13 protein-coding genes and 1 pseudogene are annotated in these 24251 nt (G+C 70.4%); 8 read left to right on the top strand and 6 right to left on the bottom strand.

Annotated elements, in window-relative coordinates:
• The first annotated feature begins 10 nt into the window (after window positions 1–10).
• Window positions 11–1273, top strand: coding sequence for an arginine deiminase (locus tag OG788_RS06110; protein ID WP_406369431.1), 1263 nt, complete (start codon window positions 11–13; stop codon window positions 1271–1273).
• Window positions 1274–1296: 23 nt separating this feature from the next.
• Here OG788_RS06110 and OG788_RS06105 read toward each other — a convergent pair whose 3' ends face one another.
• The 3 genes from OG788_RS06105 to OG788_RS06095 all read right to left on the bottom strand — a co-directional run bounded on the left by OG788_RS06105 (window position 1297) and on the right by OG788_RS06095 (window position 5337).
• On the bottom strand, window positions 1297–2865 hold the full coding sequence (locus OG788_RS06105; RefSeq protein ID WP_406376683.1) for an FMN-binding glutamate synthase family protein: 1569 nt from the start codon (window positions 2863–2865) through the stop codon (window positions 1297–1299).
• A gap of 145 nt (window positions 2866–3010) precedes the next feature.
• Window positions 3011–3559: a DUF4232 domain-containing protein gene (locus OG788_RS06100; RefSeq protein ID WP_406369430.1), complete on the bottom strand. Its 549-nt coding sequence runs from the start codon at window positions 3557–3559 to the stop codon at window positions 3011–3013.
• A 191-nt stretch (window positions 3560–3750) separates the two neighbouring features.
• Complete coding sequence (locus OG788_RS06095; protein ID WP_406369429.1) at window positions 3751–5337, bottom strand: alpha/beta hydrolase; 1587 nt, start codon at window positions 5335–5337, stop codon at window positions 3751–3753.
• Window positions 5338–5607: 270 nt separating this feature from the next.
• On the opposite strand from OG788_RS06095, the gene OG788_RS06090 reads away from it, so the two are divergent.
• A complete protein-coding gene (locus tag OG788_RS06090; protein WP_406369428.1) occupies window positions 5608–6339 on the top strand; it encodes a chaplin in 732 nt (243 codons plus the stop codon).
• A gap of 288 nt (window positions 6340–6627) precedes the next feature.
• Window positions 6628–7485, top strand: a complete 858-nt coding sequence (locus OG788_RS06085) for a GNAT family N-acetyltransferase (RefSeq protein WP_406369427.1) — start codon at window positions 6628–6630, stop codon at window positions 7483–7485.
• Between the two features lie 91 nt (window positions 7486–7576).
• Here the strand turns inward: OG788_RS06085 and OG788_RS06080 are convergent, their stop codons facing one another.
• Window positions 7577–8320: a class I SAM-dependent methyltransferase gene (locus OG788_RS06080; RefSeq protein ID WP_406369426.1), complete on the bottom strand. Its 744-nt coding sequence runs from the start codon at window positions 8318–8320 to the stop codon at window positions 7577–7579.
• Window positions 8304–12662, bottom strand: coding sequence for an aminotransferase class I/II-fold pyridoxal phosphate-dependent enzyme (locus OG788_RS06075; protein WP_406376682.1), 4359 nt, complete (start codon window positions 12660–12662; stop codon window positions 8304–8306). The genes OG788_RS06080 and OG788_RS06075 overlap by 17 nt, the downstream gene beginning before the upstream one ends.
• Window positions 12663–13049: 387 nt before the next feature.
• Between OG788_RS06075 and OG788_RS06070 the strand changes: the two are divergent.
• The 4 genes and pseudogenes from OG788_RS06070 to OG788_RS06055 form a co-directional block, all read left to right on the top strand.
• Window positions 13050–13538: pseudogene (locus tag OG788_RS06070) on the top strand (IS630 family transposase); the annotation flags it as partial.
• Between the two features lie 793 nt (window positions 13539–14331).
• Entirely contained in the window at window positions 14332–17511 is a 3180-nt protein-coding gene (locus OG788_RS06065; protein WP_406369425.1) for a putative bifunctional diguanylate cyclase/phosphodiesterase, read from the top strand.
• A gap of 72 nt (window positions 17512–17583) precedes the next feature.
• Entirely contained in the window at window positions 17584–20862 is a 3279-nt protein-coding gene (locus tag OG788_RS06060; protein ID WP_406369424.1) for an amino acid adenylation domain-containing protein, read from the top strand.
• The gene (locus OG788_RS06055) at window positions 20853–21647 is read left to right on the top strand and encodes a leucyl/phenylalanyl-tRNA--protein transferase (protein ID WP_356756662.1); all 795 of its coding nucleotides are present in this window, start codon (window positions 20853–20855) and stop codon (window positions 21645–21647) included. The genes OG788_RS06060 and OG788_RS06055 overlap by 10 nt, the downstream gene beginning before the upstream one ends.
• A 241-nt stretch (window positions 21648–21888) precedes the next feature.
• On the opposite strand, the gene OG788_RS06050 is transcribed toward OG788_RS06055, so the two are convergent.
• On the bottom strand, window positions 21889–22644 hold the full coding sequence (locus tag OG788_RS06050; RefSeq protein WP_406369423.1) for a TetR/AcrR family transcriptional regulator: 756 nt from the start codon (window positions 22642–22644) through the stop codon (window positions 21889–21891).
• 161 nt (window positions 22645–22805) lie between these two features.
• Between OG788_RS06050 and OG788_RS06045 the strand changes: the two genes are divergently transcribed.
• Window positions 22806–24071: a DegT/DnrJ/EryC1/StrS family aminotransferase gene (locus OG788_RS06045; protein ID WP_406369422.1), complete on the top strand. Its 1266-nt coding sequence runs from the start codon at window positions 22806–22808 to the stop codon at window positions 24069–24071.
• The last annotated feature ends 180 nt before the right edge of the window (window positions 24072–24251 follow it).

Raw genomic sequence — 24251 nt, 5'->3', positions numbered from 1 at the left:
AAGGCACACCGTGACCAGTCAAGACACCACGAGCCGTCCGGCGTACGGCGTCCACTCCGAGGTCGGCAGGCTGCGCAAGGTCCTGGTCTGCGCACCCGGCCTGGCCCACCGCCGGCTCACCCCCACCAACTCCGACGACCTGCTGTTCGACGACGTGATGTGGGTGGAGAACGCCCAGCGGGACCACGCCGACTTCGTCAACAAGCTGCGCGGACGCGGCGTGGACGTCGTGGAACTGCACGACCTGCTCGCCCGGACCATGGCGCTCCCCGCGGCGAAGGACTGGCTCCTGGACCGCAAGATCACAGCGAACGAGGTCGGACTCGGCCTGGTCGACACCACCCGGGCCTTCCTGGAGTCCCTCGAACCCGCTGCCCTCGCCCAGTACCTGATCGGCGGACTGGCCACCGCCGACCTGCCCGACGAGTTCCGCTCCGGCTATCTCGGCCTCGCCCGTGAATCGACCGGTGTGCGCGAATACCTGATGCCACCGCTGCCCAACACCCTCTACACGCGCGACACCACGTGCTGGCTCTACGGCGGCCTCACCCTCAACCCGCTCTACTGGCCGGCCCGCCACGACGAGACGCTCCTGATGAAGGCGATCTACTCCTTCCACCCGGACTACGTGGGCTCCACCGTCTGGTGGGGCGACCCCGAACTCACCTGGGGCCAGGCGACGTTCGAGGGCGGCGACATCATGCCGGTCGGCAACGGCGTCGTCCTCATGGGCATGAGCGAGCGCACCTCACGGCAGGCCATCAGCCAGGTCGCGGCCGCCCTGTTCCAGAACGGCGCGGCCGAGCACGTCATCGTCGCGGGCCTGCCGAAACTGCGCTCCGCGATGCACCTCGACACCGTCTTCACCTTCGCCGACCGCGACCTCGTCACCCTGTATCCGGCCATCATGAACTCGGTCCACACCTTCTCGCTGCGGCCGAGCGACAAGGCCCCCGGCGTCGAACTCACCGACGAGGGCTCACGTCCCTTCACCGATGTCGTCGCCAAGGCGCTCGGACTGTCCGCACTGCGGGTCGTCGAGACGGGCGGCGACATCTACGCCTCCGAACGGCAGCAGTGGGACAGCGGCAACAACGCCGTCGCCCTGGAGCCCGGCGTGGTGTTCACCTACGACCGCAACACCCAGACCAACACCCTGCTGCGCAAGGCCGGCATCGAGGTCATCACCATCGTCGGGGCCGAGCTGGGGCGAGGGCGCGGCGGCGGACACTGCATGACCTGCCCGATCGTGCGGGACCCCGTCGACTTCTGACCCCGCCGCTGCCCCCCCGACGCTCAGAAGGAGTCCGGATCGGCGGCGGCCCAGTCCGCCGCCCAGGACGAGGGCGGCCCGGCGAGCAGGACCCCGGGCGCGAGCCACTCGTGGAGCTCGGCGTACGACCGCGGGGCCGTCGGGCCGACGCGCCGCAGCAGACGGTGGGGCGTGAGGTCGCCGGGATCCCGTGCGCCCATCGCGGCCATGATCCGGCTCGCGCTGAGCACGGTCGCCCGCTGATAGCGGCGTACCCGCTCGGACTTGTCGGCCACGTCCAGCGCGCGGGCCCGGAGGGGATCCTGCGTCGCCACGCCCACCGGACAGGCGTTGGTGTGGCAGCGCTGGGCCTGGACGCAGCCGAGGGCGAGCATCATCGCGCGGGCCGCGTTGGTGTAGTCGGCGCCCTGGAGGAGCCGCTTGACGATGTCCGAGCCGGTGGCGACCCTGCCGCTCGCCCCGATCCGGACACGGTCGCGCAGCCCGGTGCCGACCAGCGCGTTGTGCACCGTGATCAGGCCCTCGGTCAGGGGCGCGCCGAAGGTGCCGGCGTATTCCGGGGGCGCGGCCCCCGTGCCGCCCTCGGAACCGTCGACCACGATGAAGTCGGGCGTCACGCCCTCGGCGAGCATCGCCTTGCAGACGGCCAGGAACTGGCGCCGCGAGCCCACGCAGAGCTTGAAGCCGGTCGGCTTCCCGCCCGCCAGCCGCCGCATCCGCGCGATGAACAGCACCAGCTCCCGTGGGGTCGAGAAGACCCGGTGGGACGGCGGTGACACCACGGTCTCGCCCTCGGGGACATCGCGCGCCCGGGCGATCTCGGCGCTCACCTTCGCCCCCGGCAGGACCCCGCCGGTCCCCGGTTCCGCCCCTTGGGAGAGTTTCAGGGAAACGCACTTCACCTCGGGCAGCGCGGCCTTGTCCGCGAACTCCCGCGCCTCGAAGTCCCCGGCGGAGGTGCGGCAGCCGAAGTACCCGGTGCCGATCTCCCAGACGAGGTCGCCGCCGCCCCGCAGATGGTGGTCCGACAGGCCGCCCTCGCCGGTGTCGTGCGCGAAACGCCCCAGCGCCGCGCCCCGGTTGAGCGCCATGATCGCGTTCGAGGAGAGAGCGCCGAAGCTCAGCGCGGAGACGTTGAGCAGTGCCATGTCGTACGGCTGGGTGCAGTCGGGGCCGCCGACCCGGACGACGGGCGGCTCGTCCGGTACGTCGACCGGACGCATCGAGGGCTCCAGGAACTCGTGCCCGTCCGCGTACACGTCACGCCCGCTTCCGAACGGCCCCTCGGTCTCGACGCCCTCGGCGCGCTCGTACACGAGGGCGCGCACCTGGCGGTCGAAGGGCCGCCCGTCGTCGTCGCTCTCGGTGAAGTACCGCTGGAGCCTCGGGCGCAGGGCCTCCAGGCGGAGATGGAGATGGCCGAGCAGGGGGTGGTTCCGCAGCACGGCGTGACGTCGCTGCCCCAGGTCCCAGCAGCCGAGCACGGTCAGCGCCAGCAGCGGGCCAGCCGCGCACCACCACCACGCCGAGACGCCGCGGACGAGGACCAGCGCCCCGGCCGCACCGAGGGCGACGAGCAGCAGCGAGAGCATCCGGCGCACACCAAGAGTCAAACCCATGGGGACGAAAGCCGCCGATCGGAACCCCCAGGGATCGGGCGGGGTGCGCGACCGGCCGGCCAGGGGCCGCCTCCCCCGGGCCCGTGCCGTGCGAGCGCGCGGGCCCGGGGGGAATCGCTCAGCGGAGGCCGAGTACCCGGTCGGCGGCGGCCGCGGACGGCTTCCACCATGTCGTCACCGGCTCCCACACCAGGACGGTGCTGCCGGCGCCCAGTTCGCGCGCGGTGAAGGAACGCCCGAAGCGCGCGGGATCGGCCGAGACGGTGATCGAGCGGACCCGGCGGGCCTGCGGGTCGGACCGGTCGGCGATCGTGCGCACGGACGCGTACGCCGTCCTGCCCGCGGAGATCCGGTACGGACCGCTCTGCCCGGCGGGCTTCGGCAGGGCCGCGCCGTCGAGGTTGCCGAAGGTGACGACGGGGATGCGGTCGACGGTGCAGGCGCGGCTCGACCGGTTGGTCACGCGCAGGTGCAGCACGCGGCGGTCCGAGGACTGCTCGGCCCGCAGCCTGAGGGTGTTCGCCGAGCACTTCTTCGGCTGCGTGGCGGCCTTCGGGGGATGGGCGCCGGACGGTGCGGCCGGCGTGGCCGCCGCACCGCTCTGGGGGACCGCGAGGAGCAGCGCGGCGGCGACGGAGGAGAGGGCGAGGACGGGTCGGATGCGCATCGGTGATGTTCCCCCTGCTGTGGGCACGTGCGGGTGCGGGTCCGGCGGGCCGGATGAAGGCGACGCCTGCCCAGTGTGACCTTCGGGGGGTACGAGAGGTTGTAACCGACTTGTCTGTGTTACGTATCCGCGCCTGTTCTGTCATCCTCCGGGGGGTGCCGCCTCGGCCGTTCGGGGCAGCGGACCGCAGGTCAGTCCCGGTCCGTGTCCTCCGCGCCGCAGGAACTGCCGCTGGCCGGCAGCGATCCGTACAGCAGGAAGTCGTCGACCTTCCGGTGCACGCACTTCGAGGACGCGTAGCCGGTGTGCCCCTCGCCCTTGTTGTCGAGCACCACTGCTGAGGAGCCGAGGCGCTCCGCGGTCTCCTGGGTCCAGCGGTAGGGGGTCGCCGGGTCCCCACGGGTCCCGACGAGCAGCTTCTTCGGGCCGCCGACGTCGCGGACGTCGTCGCGGATGTAGTCGGTGCCCTTGGGGCGGCCGTAGCACATCAGAACCTGGGTGAGCCGGTACTGGCCGAAGACGGGCGAGGCCTCCGTGTACGCGGCACGCAGCTTCTCGACCTGCCGGGTGACCTGCTCGGCGCTGGGCCGGTCGGGGTCGTCGGCGCAGTTGATGGCCATCAGGGCGGCGGGGAGATTGTCGAGGGGGATGTCCTCGACGTCGGCGAGCCCGCCGTCCCCCTTCTTGAGCCGCTGGGCGGACGGGGTGGCGTCGGGGAAGGAGGCGCCTCCGGACAGCTGGACGAGTCCGTGGGTGTCGCCGTCCTGGATCAGCAGAGTGAGGGCCTGTTCGAGGGTGGGCCACATCTCCTTGCTGTAGAGCGCCTGGCTGATCGCCCCCACCAGGTCCTGGCCGGAGAACTGCTGGCCGAAGTCCGACGGCACCGGCTCCGCGTCGAGCGAGTCGACGAGCTGGACCACCTGGTCGCGGGCGCTGCGCGCGTCCTCGCCGAACGGACAGGCCATGCTCTTCGTGCACCAGGCGATGAAGTCGTCCAGCGCGGTCTGCTGTCCCTCGGCACCTGTCAGGCCCTGCTCGGTCATCGGTTCGGTGAGGGTGTCGACACCGTCGAGCACCATCCGCCCCGTCTTCTCGGGGAACCGGGCCGCGTACACCGCGCCGAGCCGCGTTCCGTACGAGAAGCCGAGGTAGTTGAGCTTCTTGTCGCCGAGCGCCTGGCGCATCACGTCCATGTCGCGGGCGGCGTTGACGGTGCCGATGTGGGGGAGCACGGCGCCGGAGTTCTCGGCGCATTCGGCGGCGGCCTTCTTGACCACCTCGAGAGCCGCCCGCACGTCGCTGGTGTCGGTGCCGCTGTCCGTCGCCTCGAAGATCTGGTCCATGCCCTCGCCGCAGCTGACGGGCGAGGACCGGCCGACGCCGCGGGGGTCGAAGGTCACCACGTCGTAGCCGTTCGTCAGGCCCATGAAGTCCTTGCCGCCCGCGGCGAGCTGGGGGACTCCCGCGCCACCGGGACCGCCGAAGTTCAACAGCACCGAACCGCGTGAGTCGCCCGTCGCCCGGTAGCGGGCCAGGGCCAGGTCGAGTGTGCCGCGGTCCGGCCGCGCGTAGTCCAGCGGGACGGTGATCTTGCCGCACTGCAGGTCCTTGGGCATGCCCTCGCCCTTACAGGCGGCCCACGTGATCCTCTGCCCGTAGAAGCGGGACAGGTCGGGGTCTTCGTCGGCGGTCGCCGTCGTCGGCAGGCCCGCAACCAGCAGGGTCAGCGCCGCGGTCGCGGCTCCCACGATCGCGAAGCGTTGGTGCATGGACAGCATGCATGCCTCCAGGGTCGCCCGCGGTGGACCGGCGATACCTCCCGGATCACGATAGACGCGGCCTCAGGGGCACGCCTCTGGGCGAGCGGAACCCGCCGCCGTGCCTTACCCTGTCCGCCGGCGCCCCCCGGAAAGGCTGAGGCACACCCGTTCGAAATGCGGGACGCTCGATGGGGTGAAAGGCCGATAAGCCATAACTCGGATGGTTCACACGCGTTCTAGGCACTGTGGGCGCATGCCCGCGACCTCGCTCTGGAAGGCAGTGAACCCATGAAACGGGTGACCCGAAATGGTTTGATCGCCGCGGCCGCCGCCTCGGGCGCGCTGGCCGGGGCCATGCCGGCCCACGCCGACTCCGCGGCGGACGGCACGGCGGCAGGCTCGCCCGGGCTGATCTCCGGCAACACTGTCCAGCTCCCGGTGCACGTTCCGGTGAACGTGTGCGGGAACACGCTGAACGTGGCCGGGCTCCTCAACCCCGCCGCGGGCAACCGCTGCGCCCATCGGAGCGACGGCGACGGTGCCGCCCGGTCCGGCGGAGTGAGGCACGGCGACCGTGCCGCGCACGGCGGCGGCACTCACCGGGGTGGCGCGCAGAACGGGGGAGGAGCGGTCGCGCACGGTGGCGGAAAGGATTCGCCGGGTGTGCTGTCCGGCAATGGCCTTCAGCTCCCGGTGGACCTCCCGGTCAACGTCAGCGGCAACTCCGTGACCGTGGTCGGACTGGGCAACGCGTCCGCCGGAAACGAGTCCGCCACCACCTCGGGCGCCAAGCCCTGGCAGCCGCACCACCCCGACAACCCTGCCCCGCGGCCGCCCGCCCCGCCAGTGGCCCACCCGAACCCCGGAGCGCCGGGGCAGGTCCGGCCGCACAGCGGCTCCATGGCCTCCCTCGCCCACACCGGCACGGACCAGACGGCGCCCGCCCTCGCGGCGAGCGCGGCGCTGCTGCTGGGCGGCGCCGTCCTGTACCGCCGGTTCCGGCCCGCCGCGGTGCGCTGACCCGCGGCGATCACGGACCGGAGGCTCCACCGGACGGGTGACCGGTGGGGCCTCCTCCATGTCCTGCTCGCCGGTGCACCGTGCCCGTCGACCGGAGCCGGAGCAGGAGTAGGAGCAGGAAGCAGGAAGCAGGACCACTCGGCCGGGAGAGGCGGACGCCTGTGCCGAAGTGGCCGAATCCCTTCCCGCGCGGGTGCTCGTCGCTGCGATCGGCACGGAGATCGGTAAGGATGCTGCGCGTGCGCCCGGCCGGCGCACCCCGCGACCCGTACGCATTGGAGTGCCCCCATGACCTCTCCGGGACCCGACGGCCTCGTTGTCAGCCAGGCCTCGCCGGACGACTGGAAGGTCGTCGGCGGCTGGGCGGCGGACGAGGGATGGAACCCCGGTCTGTCCGACAGCGCGAGCTTCTTCGCCCAGGACCCCGAGGGCTTCTTCGTCGGACGCATCGACGGGGAGCCGGTCTCGGCCATCTCGGTGGTCAACTACGGCCCCGACTACGCCTTCCTGGGCTTCTACCTCGTACGCCCCGACGTGCGCGGCCACGGCTACGGCCTCGCCACCTGGCGGACGGCCCTCGCCCACGCCGGTGGCCGGACGGTAGGACTCGACGGAGTGGTCGCGCAGCAGGGCAACTACCGCAAGTCCGGTTTCGAACTCGCCTATCGGACCGTCCGGTTCGGCGGCGTCGCCCCGGTGGGGGAGGAGCCGTCGGGAGTGCGGGCGGCCGAGCCGGCGGATCACGCGGCGATCACGGCGTACGACAGCGCGTGCTACCCCGCCGACCGGCCGGTGTTCCTGGAGTCATGGCTGACCGCCCCCGGGCACCGCACCGTCGTCCGGCACACCGAGGACGGCCGGCTGAGCGGTTACGGCGTGATCCGTCCGGCGCGTGACTCCCTGCGGATCGGGCCCCTGTTCGCCGACACCGCCGACGACGCCGAGGCCCTGTTCGCCGTGCTCGCCGCCGACGCGGACGGGAAGCCGGTCGCCATCGACGTGCCCGAGACGAACGCGGCGGCCGTCGCTCTCGCCGAGAAGCTCGGCCTCACCCCCTCCTTCGAGACGGCCCGCATGTACACCGGGCCGGTCAGGGAGTTCGCGGGGGAGCGGACTTATGGGGTCACGTCGCTGGAGCTCGGGTAGCGGGGACGGGCGTACGACGTGGGGAGGGAGTGCGCCCGCGTCCGCCCGCGCCGGCCCGGGCCCCGCATGTGCCACGTGCCGGTGCCGCGGCTCACGCCGCGGGACGGTCTGCCGCCACCCCGGTGAGCACGACCATTCCCGAGTCACCGTAGTCCGGCAGCGTCGGGTCGGACGGGATGTGACTGACCGTCAGCTCGTCGGTGAGCGGTGTGAACACCTCGGTGATGATCTCCGTGTCCACGGGGCAGCCGGGCCAGCGTGACGCGGCGCCGATCCGGTAGGTGGGCATGTTCTCCATGAAGGCGGCGACCAGACGCCCGCCGGGGGCGACGCAGCGGACGAACAGGCGGCAGAACTGCTTGAACTCCTCGAAGTCCTCGGTGGCCCCCTCGGCCACGAAGTGCATGGAGGCGAGGTCGTAGTTGCCGGGTGCGAGGGACCTGAGGTCGCCGTGCACGAGCCGCACCGCGGACAGCGAACGCTCCAGGGTCGCCGGCACATCGGGATTGAGGCTGCGGCACAACTCGTGGAAGGGCAGCCAGCTCGGGTCGGGGGTTCGGTTCAACTGCCGTTCCAGGTAAGCGGCGTTGGAGGCGCCGGCCTCCACGGCGTCGATGTGGCGGCTCACGGCGGACGCGAGTATCAGCGGATAGAGGTTGGGGCCGGCCCCGACCTCCACGGACCGGCCGATGCTGCCGGGCGCGAGCTCGCGGTAGAACGCGCAGTGGTGGGTGATGATCGCCGCGTCGGCGGGGTGCAGCTCGCGGTAGTTCTCCGCGAGGTAGTCCTCGACGGGCCAGCTGTCCCAGTTCACGTCGTCATTGAGGACCGCCATCGCGGACTCCGTCCCTCGGCCGCAACTGATAGCGCTCGGAGAGCCGGCTCAGCGCGTCGTTGAGCCGGTCGACGTCCTCGTCGGAGTTGAGCGCCGTGAGCTGGATCCGGAAACCCACCCGGTCGCGCGGGACGAGGGGATAGGCCGCCAGGGTCACATAGATGCCGTTGTCCCAGAGGAAGGCGGCGACCGCGTCCAGGTCGTCCGCGTCGGCCAGGGGGATCTCGATGATCGGCAGACGGTCCGTGTTGAGTGTGCCGGCCCCGAGCGCATCCAGGTGGTCGAGCACACGGACGGTCTTGCGGTACAGATCGGCGCGGATGGCGTCCCCGCGGCGGTCGTTGACGTCGAGCCCCGCGAGCGCCGTGGCGAGGGACGCGGTGGGTGAGGGGCCCGAGTAGAGATAGGGCGCCGCGGCGGTCTTCAGGCGCTCCTTGAGCGAGGTGGGCAGGGCGAGAAAGGCGAGCAGCGAGGAGTACGCCTTGGAGAATCCGCCGACGAGCACGATCCCCTCGTACGACTCTCCGAGGTGCCGTACCACGCTGTTGCCCCGATCCCCGTACGGACACGACTCGTGCGGGCCGCGCTCCCCGATGACTCCGAAGCCGTGCGCGTCGTCGACGTACATCGTCGCGTCCCGCGCCCGGCACACCGCGGCCAGCCTCGGCAGGTCGGGGATGTTCCCGCTCATGCTGTTCACGCCGTCCAGGCACACGAGCCGGGGCAGGCCGCTGGGCACCTCGCTCAGCAGGGTGTTCAGCTCGTCCGGCCGTTCGGCGTGGAACCGCTGCAGCGTCGCGCCCTGTCCTCGGGCCCCCACGCATCCGTCGAACACGGTCCGGTGCGCGGTGGCCTCGACGAAGACATGGCCCTGGCCCGCCAGGGCGGGGATCACCGAGGCGTGGATCAGGGTCAGCGTGGGGAGCAGCAGCGTGTCCGGCGCGCCGAGCAGGTCGGCGAGCCGTTCCTCGATGTCGGGGTACAGGCGCGGACTGCCGATCAGTCTGGACCAGCTCGGGTGAGTTCCCCAGAGGCGCACGGCCGGCTCGATGGCCTGGATGATCTCCGGATCGCAGTCGAAGCCGAGGTAGTTGCAGGAGGCGAAGTCGATCAGCCAGTGGTCCCCGCAGCGGATGTGCCGTCCGCGCACCTCGTCCAGGACGGCGTCGCTCATGGGGCTGGTCTGTCGCAGGTGTTCGAGGTCGCGCCAGCGTCTGGAGCGGCGGGGGCCGTCGGTCTCCGTCGCGCTGGACGGGGCGGTCTCCGTCGCCCCGGACAGGGCGGGCTGCTCCTCGGGCGCCGGGTCGGGAGCCCGCAGTGTCTGCTCGTTCTGCGGCCCGAGGAGCGTCGGCGCGCCGACGGCTCGTGCCGGGGCACGGGTCCCGTCCCGCTGCCGCAGCAGGAACTCGCTCTGCTGCAGCGTCATGGGCCGTGCGAAGAGGAAGCCCTGCCCGTAGCGGCATCCCATACCGGCCAGGAGATCCCGCTGCGCCTGGTCCTCGATCCCTTCGGCGATCACCTGGATGCCCAGGGTGTCGGCGAGGCTGACGATGCCCTCGACGAGGGCGACCTGCCGGGTGTCCAGCGCGATGTCGTCGATGAACGTCTTGTCGATCTTCAGCACGTCGACGGGGAAGTCCCGCAGATACCGCAGCGAGGAGTAGCCGCTGCCGAAGTCGTCGACCGCGATGTGCACCCCGAGGTCCTTGAGGGCATAGAGCATCGCCTGGATCTGTGCGTCCCGGCGCATCAGCACCGTCTCCGTGAGCTCCAGCTGGAGCGACCCGGGAGCGAGTCCCGGCGTCTCCAGCGCCTTGCGGACCTCGCCCAGGAAGCCGGTGTCCCGGAACTGGCGGGCGGAGACGTTGACGCTGATGTACGGCGGGTCCGCTTCGTCGGTCATCCGCTGGAGGCCGGCGATGTCGGTGGTGGCGTTGGTCAGCACCCAGGCGCCAAGCGGCGTGATGTGCCCCGTCTCCTCGGCGAGGGCGATGAACTGGTCCGGCGGAACCGGATCGTGATGCGGATGCGGCCAGCGGGCCAGGGCCTCGAATCCGACGACCTCGCCCGCGGTGATGTCGACGACGGGCTGGTAGCGCAGCGTGAACTCGGACCGCTCCAACGCGCCCTCGAGGCGTGCCTGCAGATCGTGCCGTTCCACCATCCGCACCCGAAGCCGCGGCTGGAACCGGCGCCACTGCCGCTTGCCCGCCGCTTTGGCTGCGTAGAGGGCCAGGTCGGCGTGACCGAGGAGTTCCTCGGCGTCCGTGCTGTCCCTGGCGGTGGCCACGCCCACGCTCGCGGACACGCTCAACGAGCCCTCCTGAAGGATGAACGGCCTGCTCAGCGCCTGGATCACCTGCGCCGCCAGCAGTTCGGCGTCCAGCGGCTTCTTCGCGTCCTCCATGAGTACCGCGAACTCGTCACCTCCGAGGCGGGCCGCCGTGTCCGTGCGGCGCAGGGCTCCCGACAGCCGCTCGCCCACGGCGGTCAGCAGGTGGTCGCCCGTCGAGTGCCCCATGGTGTCGTTGACCATCTTGAAGTCGTCGAGGTCGATGAAGAGCAGACAGGTGAGCGTCGATCCCCGGCGGCTGCGCAACAGCGCGCGCTCGATGCGCTCGAGGAGCAGGGTCCGGTTGGGCAGACCGGTCAGCGGATCGTGGAAGGCCCGCTCCGTGAGCTCGTGTTCCAGGCGGCGCTGCTCGGTCACGTCCCGCAGCGTGACGACGAGACCGCCCACCGTGTGGTCCTCTCGCAGGTCGCTGCACCGCACCTCGACCTCGATGCGCCCGCCGTCGCGCAGGACCCACCAGTGGTCGTGGGTCTCGGACGCCCCTCCGGTCCGCATGGCCGCGAGCCCCTTGCCCACCCGGTGCCGGTCGCTGAAGTCCACCAGATCCGGCAGCGGCACGCCGGTCAGCTCCGCCCCGCCGAAGACGGCTCGCGCGGACGGACTCGCGTACCGCACCGTGTTGTCCTCCTCGATGATGAGGATGACGTCCGAGGCGTTGCGCACCAGGGTGCGGAAGTACGCCTCGCTCTCCTTGCGGATGATCTCCTGGCGGAGCGCGATGCGCTCCACGGCCAGGCCCGCGTGCGAGGCCAGGATCTCCAACGAGCTCTGGATCTCGCTGAGTTGCTGCTCCGGGCCCGCCGCCATCAGCACGCCCGGCAGCTCTCCGGCGGGCTCGTCGGGCGGGATCATGGGGCACACGAGTGTGGTCGGCAGGCCGTCGAGCCTGCTCGCGATGTCCTCCCCGAGATCGGCCGTGGGCACCAGGTGCGAGCGGCGGGTCGCAAGGCCGCCCGCGTATTCGGCCGACAGGACAAGACTCCGGTGAGCGACCTTGGGCCCGAACAGCGCGCTGACCGTCGCGTCGCATGTCTGGGCGACGTCCAGGGGCCGGGTCGCCGCGACGAGGGAGACGGCCGCTGTGCGCAGGGCCTGCTCGCGCGCCACGGCGTTGCGGTGGGCCCTGACCATCCCGGACAGCCGGAGGATCACCAGGAGGAAGAGCGCGGCGGAGAAGACCGCGATCACGGCAGCGTCCTCCGTGGTCCCCTGCCGCCCCTCGTACAGCAGAACGCCGGGCGCCACGAGGGTGGCCGCGGCGAGCATCAGCAGCCGGCGCCGTGTGGGCCGCAGGGACTCCTGCCGCGGTACGGGCCGGGTCAGTTCCACCATCGAGGGATGCAGCCCGGCGAGCCCCCAGGCCGTATAGAAGACGATCCAGCCGGCGTCGAGCGCGGTCCCCGTCTGCCACAGCGTGTTGAGCTGGAGAATGCCGTACGCGATGTCGAAGACGAGCAGCGTCGTGGTGCCCAGCACGAGGAGCTGCAGGGAGCGATTGCGGCCGGACCCGGGGCTCGACGCCAGCAGGCGGGCCAGCATCGCCAGTACGAGGACGTCACCCAGGGGGTAGGCGATGCTGATCGCGCGCTGCTGCCACGTCATGCCCTCCACGTGCGCGAGCGGCTGCACCAGGAAGACCCAGACCGGCAGCGCGAGAGCCAGGGCGAAGATCAGCGCGTCGAGCAGGCTCGGCAGGTCGTGTCCCGGCCAGCGGTATCGCACGAGGCCGTACAGCCCGGCGGCGAAGAGCGGATACACGACGAGGTAGCAGGCGTCCGCGGGGGACGGGAACGGGTTGGAGAAGTTGAAGTACGCCTCCATCACGTTGTAGGAGGTGTCGCCCGCGGAGAAGGCCAGCAGCCCTGCCGCGAGAAGCCACCACGGCCACCGGTGAGCGGGTCGGTGGACGTGGACTCCCGTGAGTACGGCCGCGAAGCCGCCTAGTCCGATGAGTGCCCACAGGGGTGGCCGGGTTGCCGGAACGGTCATGTAGACGAGAGTTGCGACCGACACCAGCAGGGCGTACACGCCTGTGAGGCGCTGTGCCCGCAGCAAGCCGAACCGCCTCCCTACGTCGTACGACACAGGACCGTTCGCCGGGTTCCGGGGCTGCGTTGATCGTACGGCCGGGCGGTGGCCCGGTGCATCTCCTGGGTGCGACGCGGCACGCGTGAGGGCCGGTGCGCGGCGGCCCCTCCGTACGGGCCCCACCGTCGCTCGGCCGGGGCGTCGGACCTGGGGGACCTCCGGGCCCGGACGTCCTCCCCTGGTGTTCTGAGTCGGGAATTCTGGTCAGATGTATAGGCTTGCTCTATGGCGCGACGGGGCGGCCGAAGGCCGAGTTGACACTGTGGGATGCGGAACGGGTCGCACTCGCGGTGTCGGATCATCCTGGCCTGTGCGATCGGCGCGTCGAACAAGGATGTTGCGGAGCTGCTGGGTTCGACGCCTCATGCGGTGGGCCGCTGGCGGGCCCGGTTCATGCAGTACCGGATCGCCGGTTTGGGTGACATGCCGCGTCCGGGCGGTCCCAGGACCGTGACGGACGAACAGGTCGCCGCGGTGGTCACCAGGACTCTGGAATCCACTCCGAAGAACGCGACGCACTGGTCGACGCGGTCGATGGCGAAGGAGATGGGCCTGTCGCAGTCGTCGGTGTCACGGATCTGGCGGGCGTTCGGCCTGCAGCCGCACCGGTCGCAGACCTTCAAGTTGTCGACCGAGCCGTACTTCGTCGACAAGGTCCACGATGTCGTCGGCCTGTGTCTGGACCCGCCCGAGCGGGCCCTGGTGTTCTGCGTCGACGAGAAGTCGCAGATCCAGGCTCTGGACCGGCCCCAGCCCATGTTGCCGATGATGCCCGGGGTTGACTAAGACCGCGGACGAGATCCTCGCCAGTTATCTGAACAGAATTCCCGACTTAGAACAGCACCTGTTGCGCCAGTGGGGCCGAACCGGCCGCGGCCGGTGGCTGCTGCTGACCACGCGATGACCGACCTTCACACCAGCGAGGCCGCGACCGGCGCCGGGGACCGGGACCGGGCGCGGCCTCGCGCCGCTGACCCGCTGGTGGGCCCCCGACCACCTTCGCGTCCGCACCATCGTCACCCTCGCAGGCGGCCTGGCCTCCACCGTCTTGGGTGGCTACTCCCGCCTGTTCGGACTGCTGTCACTCGTCTCCGGGCTCGCCGCCCTGGTCGCCTTCGGCATCAGGGCACCCCGCGATCCCGAGCCGTAGCTCCGCGCGTCGCAGGGAAATCCGCTGCGGGGTGACTGTCGAGACCCAGTGTCGAGTCGGCCCGACCGGCTCCGCGCCGGATCCGGTCCGGTCACTGCTTCCTCGTACCTCCTGTACTCGGATCGCCATTTTCACGCATGGCGCGGTTTCTCGCGACGCGAGGCGCCATCTCTCCGTGCACGTGCGGGAAATGGCGATCCGGGTACGCTGGATGGAAAGACACCTCGTCTCGGCGAGAAGGAGCCCGTATCCCGGCGATCGCGCATACCGGCGATCGTGTTCTCAGGTGAAAAGGGTCGATTCCCGGCCCTTTTGAATTCTCCCTTGCCAGCCCGCCCCCCCGGCTTCTTCGCTGTAGTCCGGTGGCGTTCGCTCAGCTGAGTCCGCTCGACAAGCAGCCCTCCCAGGAGGTGAGTTGGGGTGAACGCGCGATTGCGAAGCCGGGCCGCGATGGCCGCCGTCAGTTTCTGTATCGTCATGCTGACCGCGTTCTACTACATATTCCCGGAACAGTCGCTGATCTTCATCGCCATTGGAGCGGTCGGTGTCATCGGTATCGTTCTGGGTGTCTTTCTCAACCGCCCGGTGCATCGAATCCCCTGGCTGTTGCTCGCCGCGGGGAATTTCGCCTTCGCCGTGGGCCAGCTCACCCAGATCATCCTCATGCGGTTGCCCGCCGAGGAGATCTCGTTTCCATCGGTCGCCGACGGCTTCTATCTCGCGGCATATCCGCTCTATGCGGCCGGGCTGCTGGGGTTCGTCCACTGGCGCACGAGTTGGCGTGACCGCGCGAGCCTCGTCGACGCGCTGACGCTGACAGTCGGCCTGGCGCTGCTGTCGTGGCTCTTCCTCATCGGGCCGTTCGCACAGACTCCGGGTCTCACCTGGGTGCAGAAAGCGTTCTCCATCGCCTATCCGCTCGGCGACATCCTCGTCCTGGCCATGATGCTGCGCCTGCTCGCGGGCCGTGGAGGCAAGAGCCCCTCGCTCATGCTGCTCACCGCGGGCACCCTTGGCCTGCTCACCGCCGACGTGGCTTACGGCCTGATACAACTGCACGGAACGTGGCGTACGGGCACCGCGGTCGATCTCGGCTGGGCCGTCCTTTACGGTGCTTGGGCGGCCGCAGCACTCGATCCGACCATGCGGTCGCTGACCGAGCCGGTGGCATGGCGCCCCGAGACCGGCATGGGCCGGCTGAGCCTGCTCACCCTCGCGTCGCTGATTGCGCCCGTCATCCTCCTGGTGGAGGCAGTACGCGGCGAGAGTTCCAACGTCGGCGTCATCGGAGTGTTCTCCGCGCTGCTCTTCCTCCTCGTGCTCTACCGCCTGGCTGGCGTGGTGGCGACCCACCGGCGGGCGGTCGGCCGAGAGGAGGCGTTGCGCGTCGCTGTGTCGTCGCTGGGCGGAGCGAGCGATCTGCGGGATGCGGCCTCCGCCGTCCATCTCGCGGTGATGGAGCTGACGTCGCACGGCCCGCCGCGTTCCGCGCTGCTCACCGTGCCGGACAACGCGCTATGCGTGACCGGGGCGCACGGCGGCGTACAGGGGCCTCTGCCCTCGAAGGGGACGGCAGCCGTACGGGAATTGGCCGCGTCCGGCGAGAACCGCCTGGTGGCCCTCGACGGTGTAGGGCCCGATCTCGCCGCCCACCTCGCGGGCCCGGACGAGGAGTCGACCCGCACCGGCCACGCGCTGGTCTGCCGGCTCATCTCGCAGGATCACCCCGCCGGCGATCCGCTGATCGGGATGCTGATCGTGGCCGGGGACGAGCAGGACCTGCTCATGCTCCGCGAAACGCTGGCGACTCTCGCCGCGCAGACGGCACTTACCGTGACGCGGATTGCCCTCGCCGAGGAGGTCAACCGGCGCAACAGTGAGATGTACTTCCGTACGCTGGTGCAGAACGCCTCCGACGTCATCCTGATACTCGACGACGAGGACCGGGTCCGTTACGCCAGCCCCTCCGCCGACCAGATGCTCGGCGTTCAGGACTTGGAGGGCACCCACCTCATCGATCTGGTGCGGCCGCAGGACAGCCGTGGGGTGGTCGAGACGCTCGGCCGGATAAGGAGCCACGAGTACCAGACCAGGCGCGAGCACTGGCGCATGGTCCGCGCCGACCGGTCGTCCATCGAGGTCGAGGTGAGGTGGAGCGACCTGCGTCAGGAGGCGACCGTCGGTGGGCTGGTACTCACCCTGCGGGACGTGACCGAACAGCGCAAACTCGAACGTGAGCTCACCCACCAGGCGTTCCATGACTCGCTCACCGGCCTGGCCAACCGCGTGCTCTTCCAGGAGCGGGTCAACCACGCCCTGGTGCAGGCTCAGCGCGACGGCACGGTGGTTGGCGTGCTCTTCCTCGATGTGGACGACTTCAAGGTCGTCAACGACATACACGGCCACGGTGTGGGCGACGAACTCTTGGTCGCGCTGTCACTCCGGCTACAGACCACGGTGCGTGCCTCCGACACCGCCGCGCGCATCGGCGGCGACGAGTTCGCACTCCTGGTGGAGGGCTCCGCCACGCCGGAGGGCGTGGAGCGGTTCACCGAACACGTGATGACCGTGTTCGCCGAGCCGTTCCGGCTGAGTGTGGGACCGGTGAGCACGTACGCCAGCATCGGCGTCGCGACGACGGAGGACAGCGTCGACTCGGTCGAACTGCTGACACATGCCGATCTCGCGCTGTACGCGGCGAAGACGGCGGGTAAGCGCCAGTGGCGTCGCTACCACCCGGATCTGCAGAGCGGCATGGAGGAGCGTGCCAAGTTGCAGGAGGGTCTGGACAGTTCGTCGATCGAGACTTCGTTCTTGGTGCTTTACCAGCCCATCGTGGAGCTGGCCAGCGGTCAGATCAACGGTTTCGAGGCGCTCGTTCGCTGGCCCCACTCCTCGCGCGGCATGGTGTTGCCGGAGCGCTTCATCACGCTGGCCGAGGAGAGCGGGCAGATCGTCCCGCTCGGCGCCTGGGTACTTGATCAGGCTGCGGCCGAGGCTGTCCGGTGGGAGGACTCCGTGCGACGCGACCCAACGCTCGACCGCAACGCACCTTACGTCAGCGTGAATGTGTCACCGCGTCAGTTCCGGGACGAGGAGTTCTACAACGTGATCCGGCGAGCCCTGGATCTCTCCGGCATCGAACCGTCATCTCTCGTATTGGAACTGACCGAGAGCGTACTGATGTACAACGACGAACGCATACTGGGTGAGATGAGTTCGCTCACCGACCTCGGGATCCGTTTCGCGATCGACGATTTCGGAACGGGTTATTCGTCGCTGAGCTATCTGCGTGAGTTCCCGATCTCGATACTCAAGATCGACAAGTCGTTCGTCGACGAACTCGGCCGCTCGTCCGAACAGTACGCCCTGGTCGAGGGCATCAACCATCTCGCGGACACACTCGGCCTCACGGTGATCGCCGAAGGGGTGGAGAACGTGAGGCAGCAGGAGTTGCTGATCTCCATGGGCTGCCGGTTCGGCCAGGGATACCTCTTCGCCGAGCCGGTCGGAGCCGAGGAGACGGAACACCTCGTCCTCGCGCCGCCGTTCGGCCGCCTGGCCGGAATGCCTGTGGCGCCCTCGGAAGGGAAGCGGTGATGGTGGCGGCCCTCTCCCGCGAAGGGCGCAGGTCATGCTCCGCAGGGCGCCGCGCGAGGCAGGAGTCCCAAGGTGACGGAACGTGATCATCCGTCGGCAGGATCGGCTGCGCCGTGCGTCGTGCTGAGCAACGACGAGGAGCAGTACGCGATCTGGCCCGCCGATCGCCCCATTCCGGCCGGGTGGCGCCAGATTGGCGGACCTGCGTCCATGAAGCGGTGCCGGAGCAAGGTCGACCGCCTGTGGGCCGACATGCGGCCCGCAAGTACCCGTGCCGAGGGCGGGCCTCCGGGATCCAGGCCGAGCACCGTGCCCGAGCTGGTCCGGGAGCGGGCGCGGCGTGAGCCTTCCGCTCTCGCGGTGATCTCGGACGAGGGTCGGCTCAGCTACGCCGAGCTGACCGGCCAGGCCGACCGGCTCGCCCACGAGTTGCGGGAGTCGGGCGTCGACACCGAGTCCGTTGTCACCGTGTGCCTCGACCGTGTGCCCGAGCTGATCGTCGCGCTGCTGGCGGTGCTGAGCTCCGGCGGCGCGTTGCTGCCCCTGGACCCGGCGACGCCGCGTCAACGGATGGTCGCACTGATCGGGGAGTCCGGTTCACGCCTCATCGTCTCGAGCCGCGAGCACGCCCCGATGTTCGCCGGGTACGAGGTACGGATCGTCGACGCCGGGGATCCGGCCGCGCAGGCCCCGCTGGAGGGATCGCGGCCGGTCCCCGGCCCCCGGCCCGACGATCTCGCCTACATGATCTACACCTCCGGATCCACTGGACCTCCTAAGGGCGTGTTGATCACCCACCGGTCGCTGGCCCACTCCCTCACCGCGGCGGCCCGGGCATACGAACTGACGCCCGACGACCGGGTGCTGCACGCCGGGGCGCTCGGCTTCGACACCTCACTGGAGCAGGTCTTCGCCACGCTGATCAGCGGCGCGACGCTCGTGCTCTCCGGAATCGGGACATGGGCGCCCACTGACCTGCTGCACCGCCTCCCGGAGTACAGGATCACCGTCGCCGACCTGCCCCCCGCCTACTGGCAGCGGATCGTGACCGTCGCGGATCGCGGCGAGAGCTTTGCGTCGCTGAGGCTCGGCATCGTCGGCGGCGAGATCGTCACCGCGAAGGACTGCCGCGCCGTTCTGCGCCGGATCCCCGGCGCGCGGCTCATCAACGCCTACGGACTCACCGAGACCACCATCACCTCCACGTTCTGCGACCTGAACCAGAAAATACTTGCCGCGCCGGACACCGCCGTCGCCCCGATCGGCAGGCCCATGAAGGGGAATCACGTCCACGTGCTCGACGCCGAACTGCGCCCGGTGCCGCCGGGCGAGCGCGGCGAGATCTACGTCGGCGGTCCGGGGCTGGCGCGTGGTATCTGGCGGCAACCCGCCCTGACCGCACAGCAGTTCCTGCCCGACCCGTACGGCTCCGCGCCGGGGGACCGGATGTATCGCACCGGGGATCTGGGCCGTCGGCGCTCGGACGGCAACCTGGAAGTCCTGGGCAGGGTCGACGACCAGATGAAGATCCGCGGGTTTCGGGTCGACCCGGCCGAGATCGAGGCCGCGCTCGTTTCCCAGCCGGAGATCGGCCAGGCGATGGTTGTCGCTCGGGCGCGCGACAACAGCGACCCGCACCTCATCGCGTACTACACGCCGGCCGAGCCGCCGACCGGCGGCGAGGCGGCACTGCGCACCCGGCTGCGGTCGGCACTCGACGAGGTCCTGCCGGGCTACATGATCCCGGCAGCCTTCCACGCGGTGGAGCGGCTGCCCGTCACGCCCGGCGGAAAGATCGACCGCAGGGCCGTGCCGGAACAACCTGTGACCGCGCCGGCATCGGCCGGTGCCGAAGACCGTCCGGTGCCGCAGGGGATGGCCCAGTTGTGGAGTCAGATTCTGGAGGTGGACTCCATCCGTCCGCACGACGACTTCTTCGAACTGGGCGGCAACTCGTTGCTGGCCATGGAGATGCTCGCCCGGACCCGCGTCATCTTCGGCATCGGCATCACGCAGATCCGCGACCTGACCCGTTCACTGCTACGGCATCCGACACTCGCCGCGTTCGCCGAGGCCGTGCGCCGGGCACGCGCCGGCACACTGGCCCACCAGGACGGCGGAGGCGTCGACTTCGCGGCCGAGACCGATCGGCGCGTTCCGGCAGTAGGCCGTGACGGGCCGGCTCCGGACCCGCGGCACCCCGGCGACGTCCTGCTCACCGGGGCGACGGGGTTCTGCGGCGCACACATGATCGACGAGCTGCTGCGCAGGACGACGGGACGGATCCTTTGCCTGGTCAGGGCCTCCGACGAGCAGCACGGCATGGAGCGGATCCGCGCGAGCCGCCAGCGGTACGTCCTCGGTGATCTGTCCAGCGCCCGCGTCCAGCCGGTCGTCGGCGACCTGGGCAAGCCCGGACTGGGTCTGCCCCCAAGCCGGTTCGAGGAGCTGGGATCGACCATCGACGCCGTCTACCACTTCGGCGGCCAGGTCAACTTCATCTACCCGTACCGCGACTTGCGCGCGGCCAACGTCGACGGAACATACGAGATCATCCGCCTTGCCGCCGGCAGGGCCGTCCCTGTCCACTTCGCCTCCAGCATGGCGGTTCTCGCCGGATTCGGCCCGGCTGGGGTGCGCGAGGTGACAGAGAACACGACTCTGCGCTTCCCCGAGTATCTGTCGGTGGGATATGTGGAGACCAAATGGGTCGCCGAGGTGCTGCTGAAGAAGGCGTCCGGCGCGGGCCTGCCGGTCGCCGTCTACCGCCTGATGGACATCACGGGCAGCAGCGGAACCGGCGTGATGAACACCGGCAGCGAGATGGCCGCCCTCATCGACTTCATCGCGCGGACCGGGCTGTGTCCCGACGTCCAGTTGCCGCTGGACCTCCTGCCGGCCGACCATCTCGCCCGCGCCATCGGACACATCTCCACCCACCATCCCGCTGGCGGAGAGGTCTACCACCTCACCAACCCCCTTCCCACGATGCTGGATTCGCTCGGCGAGCGCCTGCGCCGGCGGGGTCACCCGGTCCAGGAGATCCCGTACGCCGAGTGGATCGCCGCTCTGGTGAAGTACGCGGCCGGGCACCCCACCGACCCGATCACCCCGTTCGTCCCGCTCTTCGTCGACCGGTGTGCCCGTGCCGACATGACGGTGAGCGAGATGTACTTCCACGACGTCTTCCCGGAGTTCACCCGCGGCAATGCGGAACGGGCGCTGATGGACGCCGGGATCGACATTCCGCCGGTGGACGCGGAGATGATGGACCGTCACATCGAATTCCTCCAACAGGCCGACTACGTCCGGCCGGTGAAGAGCCCAGGGCAGGGAGCGGCATGGTGGTGAGACGATGCCCTGGCTGGGAGGAGCTGGACGTGCTGGAAGCGGCGCCCGACGGTCCGGTGGCCCTCTGCGCCGACCTCGGTCCCGCCAACCTCCTGGCGGCGTACGGCGCCGGGGTCTATCCGTTCCCGGCATCCGACGAGTACACCCGCGCTCTCAACGAGGTGGTCCTCGCCGATCAGATCCAGGAGGGCCGCATCCGGCTCGTCGGGGAGGAGTCGGCCGATCCCTACGCCGTCACCTGGTGGTCCCCCGACCCCAGGCCGGTGCTGCCGGTCTCGGCCACGCACCTCAGCCGGAGCCTCGCTCGGCGGCTGCGCAACCGGCTGCCGTGGTCGACCAGCCTGGACCGGCGGTTCGAGCAGGTCGTCCGTGAATGTCGCGCCGGCCGCACCCCCCTGTGGCTCACCGAAGAGCTGATCGCAAGCATGGTCCGCCTGCACGATCTGGGTCATGCCCACAGCGTTGAGGTGTGGGAGGAGGGCGATCTGGTCGGCGGCGTCTTCGGCCTCCAGGTCGGATCGGTGTTCAGCATGGACTCGATGTTCTTCCACCGTCCCGGTGCCTCGAAGGTCGCGGTGACCGACCTCGCGGCGCGCTTCGCACAGGCCGGCGGCGTGCTGCTCGACGCGGAGTGGGACAGCCCGCACGTCCGCGACCTGGGCGGCATTCTCGTACCGCGAGAGCAATTCCTGCGACACCTGCGCCGCACCGCGGGCGACAGCCTCCGGATGCCCACCGCCACCTTGCCCGCCCGCCGCCTGGCTCAGCCGAAGGGATCGCGCTGACCGCGTTCGTCGCGCTGCACCGGTCCTGGTTCCATGATCGTCAGGGCCTTCCTGGGGCCCGCTGCCCGGCCAAGTCGGTTCTCACCGGGATGGCCTGACCGATCCTCAGGTGGAGCGCGCCGTCGCCGGCCTCCGGGACGGCTGCCCTGAGGATTCATACCAAGATCCAGCGGCCGTGCAGGGTCCGTACAGCGGCCGCGCCGGAGTCCGGCCGCACCTCCTGATCTGCGCTGCTGGAGTACTAGGGCTGTGTGAAGCGGTCCAGCAGGGCGTCCAGACCGGCGGCCAGGCCCTCCGGCCCGCCCCGGTCGGCGAGGGTCGCGGCGATCTCGCGGAGCCTGGGCAGTTCCTGGGGCGGCATCCGGTGCAGCCCCAGACGGAAGGCGGGGTCCGCCTCCTCGGGGTTGTCCACCATGGCGCGCAGCTCCACGGACAGATAGCCGAGAACCCAGCCGGTGAAAGCGCGGAAGACGGCCGCGGAACGGTCCCGGTCCAGTCCCGCGCCCTCGAGCAGGGCGAGCACCCGCTCGTGCTCCTTGAGCACGGCGAGCGGCCGCCGGGCCAGGGGGACCGCGAGCATGCGGGTGGACAGCAGCGGCACGACCTGGGGATGGGCGAGGCCGACCTCGTACGTCGCACGCGCGATCCGATGGAGATCCGCGCGCCACGCGTCCGGCGCGGACTCCGTGGACCCGGCATCGGGTGCGTGGCCGGCGGAAAGGTGCTCCTCCAGTTCGAGGTAGAGGGCCTCGACCAGTCCGTCCAGCAGGGCGTCCTTGCCCTCCGCGTACCGGTACAGCGCCATGGCCTCGACGCCGAGCCGGGCGCCGAGCCTGCGCATGCTCAGCGCGGAGAGGCCCTCCTGGTCCACCAGGTCGAGGGCGGCGGCGAGCACGCGCTCCCGGCTCAGCCGGCCGTAGTGGCCCCGGTCGCTGGCGCGCCGCGCCGGGGTCGCGGTCGTCTCACTGTCCTTGCCTCGCGCCGGTTCCTTGGCCATGTCCTGCCTCCAGACGGCCGCCCGCTCCACCCATCCTGCTCGTGTTGACTCTATGCACCTACGGGGGCAAGGTGTACATATATGGCGTAAATTTACGTCTTTCGGGCGAGTGCGACGTCGACATTCTTTCCCCAAACGGAGTCGGTACCGGGGAGCACGACATGACAGTCGATCGGATGCGGCCTCGCGAACAGCCGGGGGAGCACGCCCGGCCTGCCCTGAGCGGCGTGTCGCACCAGCGTGCCGGTCCGCGGAATCGCGCGGGGGAACAGGACGTTCCCTTCGCCGTCACCCGTATCAGCCCGGAGGCCCGGAGCGCCGCGACGCGTGTGCTCGCCTCGGGCTGGGTGACCACCGGCTACGAGACCCAGCTCTTCGAGCAGGAGTTCGCGGCGCACGTCGACGCGGAGCACGCGGTCGCCGTCAGCTCCTGCACGGCCGCGCTCGAACTGTCCCTGCGCGCCCTCGGACTGCCGCCCGGCGGGAAGGTGCTGCTCCCGACCATGACGTTCTGCGGCGCGGCGCACGCCGTCCTGCACGCGGGACTCCAGCCCGTGCTGGTGGACGTCGATCCGCGCACCGCGATGCCCGACCCGGACACCGTCGCCCGCGCGTCGAGAGCCTGCGCATGCCCCGACGCCATGATGGTCCTGCACTACGCGGGTGCCCCGGCCCCGGTGGCCGAACTGGCCGAGGCCGCGCAGCTCCCGCTGACACACGTGATCGAGGACGCCGCCCATGCCCTGGGCACATCGGTGGGTGAGCGTTCCGTGGGAAGTCTGTCGCGCGGGACCTGCTTCAGCTTCCACGCCACCACGAACCTCCCCATCGGTGACGGCGGCATGGTCACCACCGACGACCCGTCGTTCGCCGAGCGGATCCGGCGCGCGAGGCTCCACGGGATGTCCGCCGACGCCGCGCGCCGGAACAGGCCGGGCGACAGCTGGCGGTACACCGTCGAGGCAGCGGGCCTGAAGGCCAACATGACGGATGTCCAGGCCGCCGTGGGACGCGCCCAGCTCCGCCACCTCGACGCCTGGCAGCGGCGCCGCCACGCCCTCGCGGAGCACTACGCGCAGTCGCTGGAGGTCGTCCCGGGCATCGAGCCCCTGGAGGCCGCGACCCCCGGGCAACACGCCTGCCATCTGTACGTGGTGCGGGTGTCGGAGGAGTACGGGACGAGCAGGGACGAGCTGATCGAACTGCTCGCCGAGCGGGGCATCGGCACCTCCGTCCACTTCATCCCGCTGCACCGCATGCCGTACTTCAGGAGCACCGCGACGATTCCGCCCGGCGGTCTGCCGGGCGCCGACGCGCTCTTTCACCAACTGCTGTCCCTCCCCCTGCACCTCGACCTCACCGACAGGGCGGTCGACCGTGTCTGCGAGGAACTGGCCCGGCAGGGAGCCGGGAGTCCGGCGGCATGACGGGGGGCGGGCCGGTCACCAGAGCCGACGCCAAGCCGGGGCGGGAACCTGTCTCCCGGCTCACGGTTCACCAGGTCGTCGACGACGGGCGTGAAGCGCCGGCCCGCATGGGCCGGCGCTTCACCGACCGGCTGATTCTGCCGGGGAGTTCGTATCTGGTCGGAATGTGCATTACGTCCC

It is taken from the genome of Streptomyces sp. NBC_00647, from assembly GCF_045207245.1.
Lineage (GTDB): Bacteria > Actinomycetota > Actinomycetes > Streptomycetales > Streptomycetaceae > Streptomyces.
This window is presented reverse-complemented; position numbering and strand designations above follow the sequence as displayed.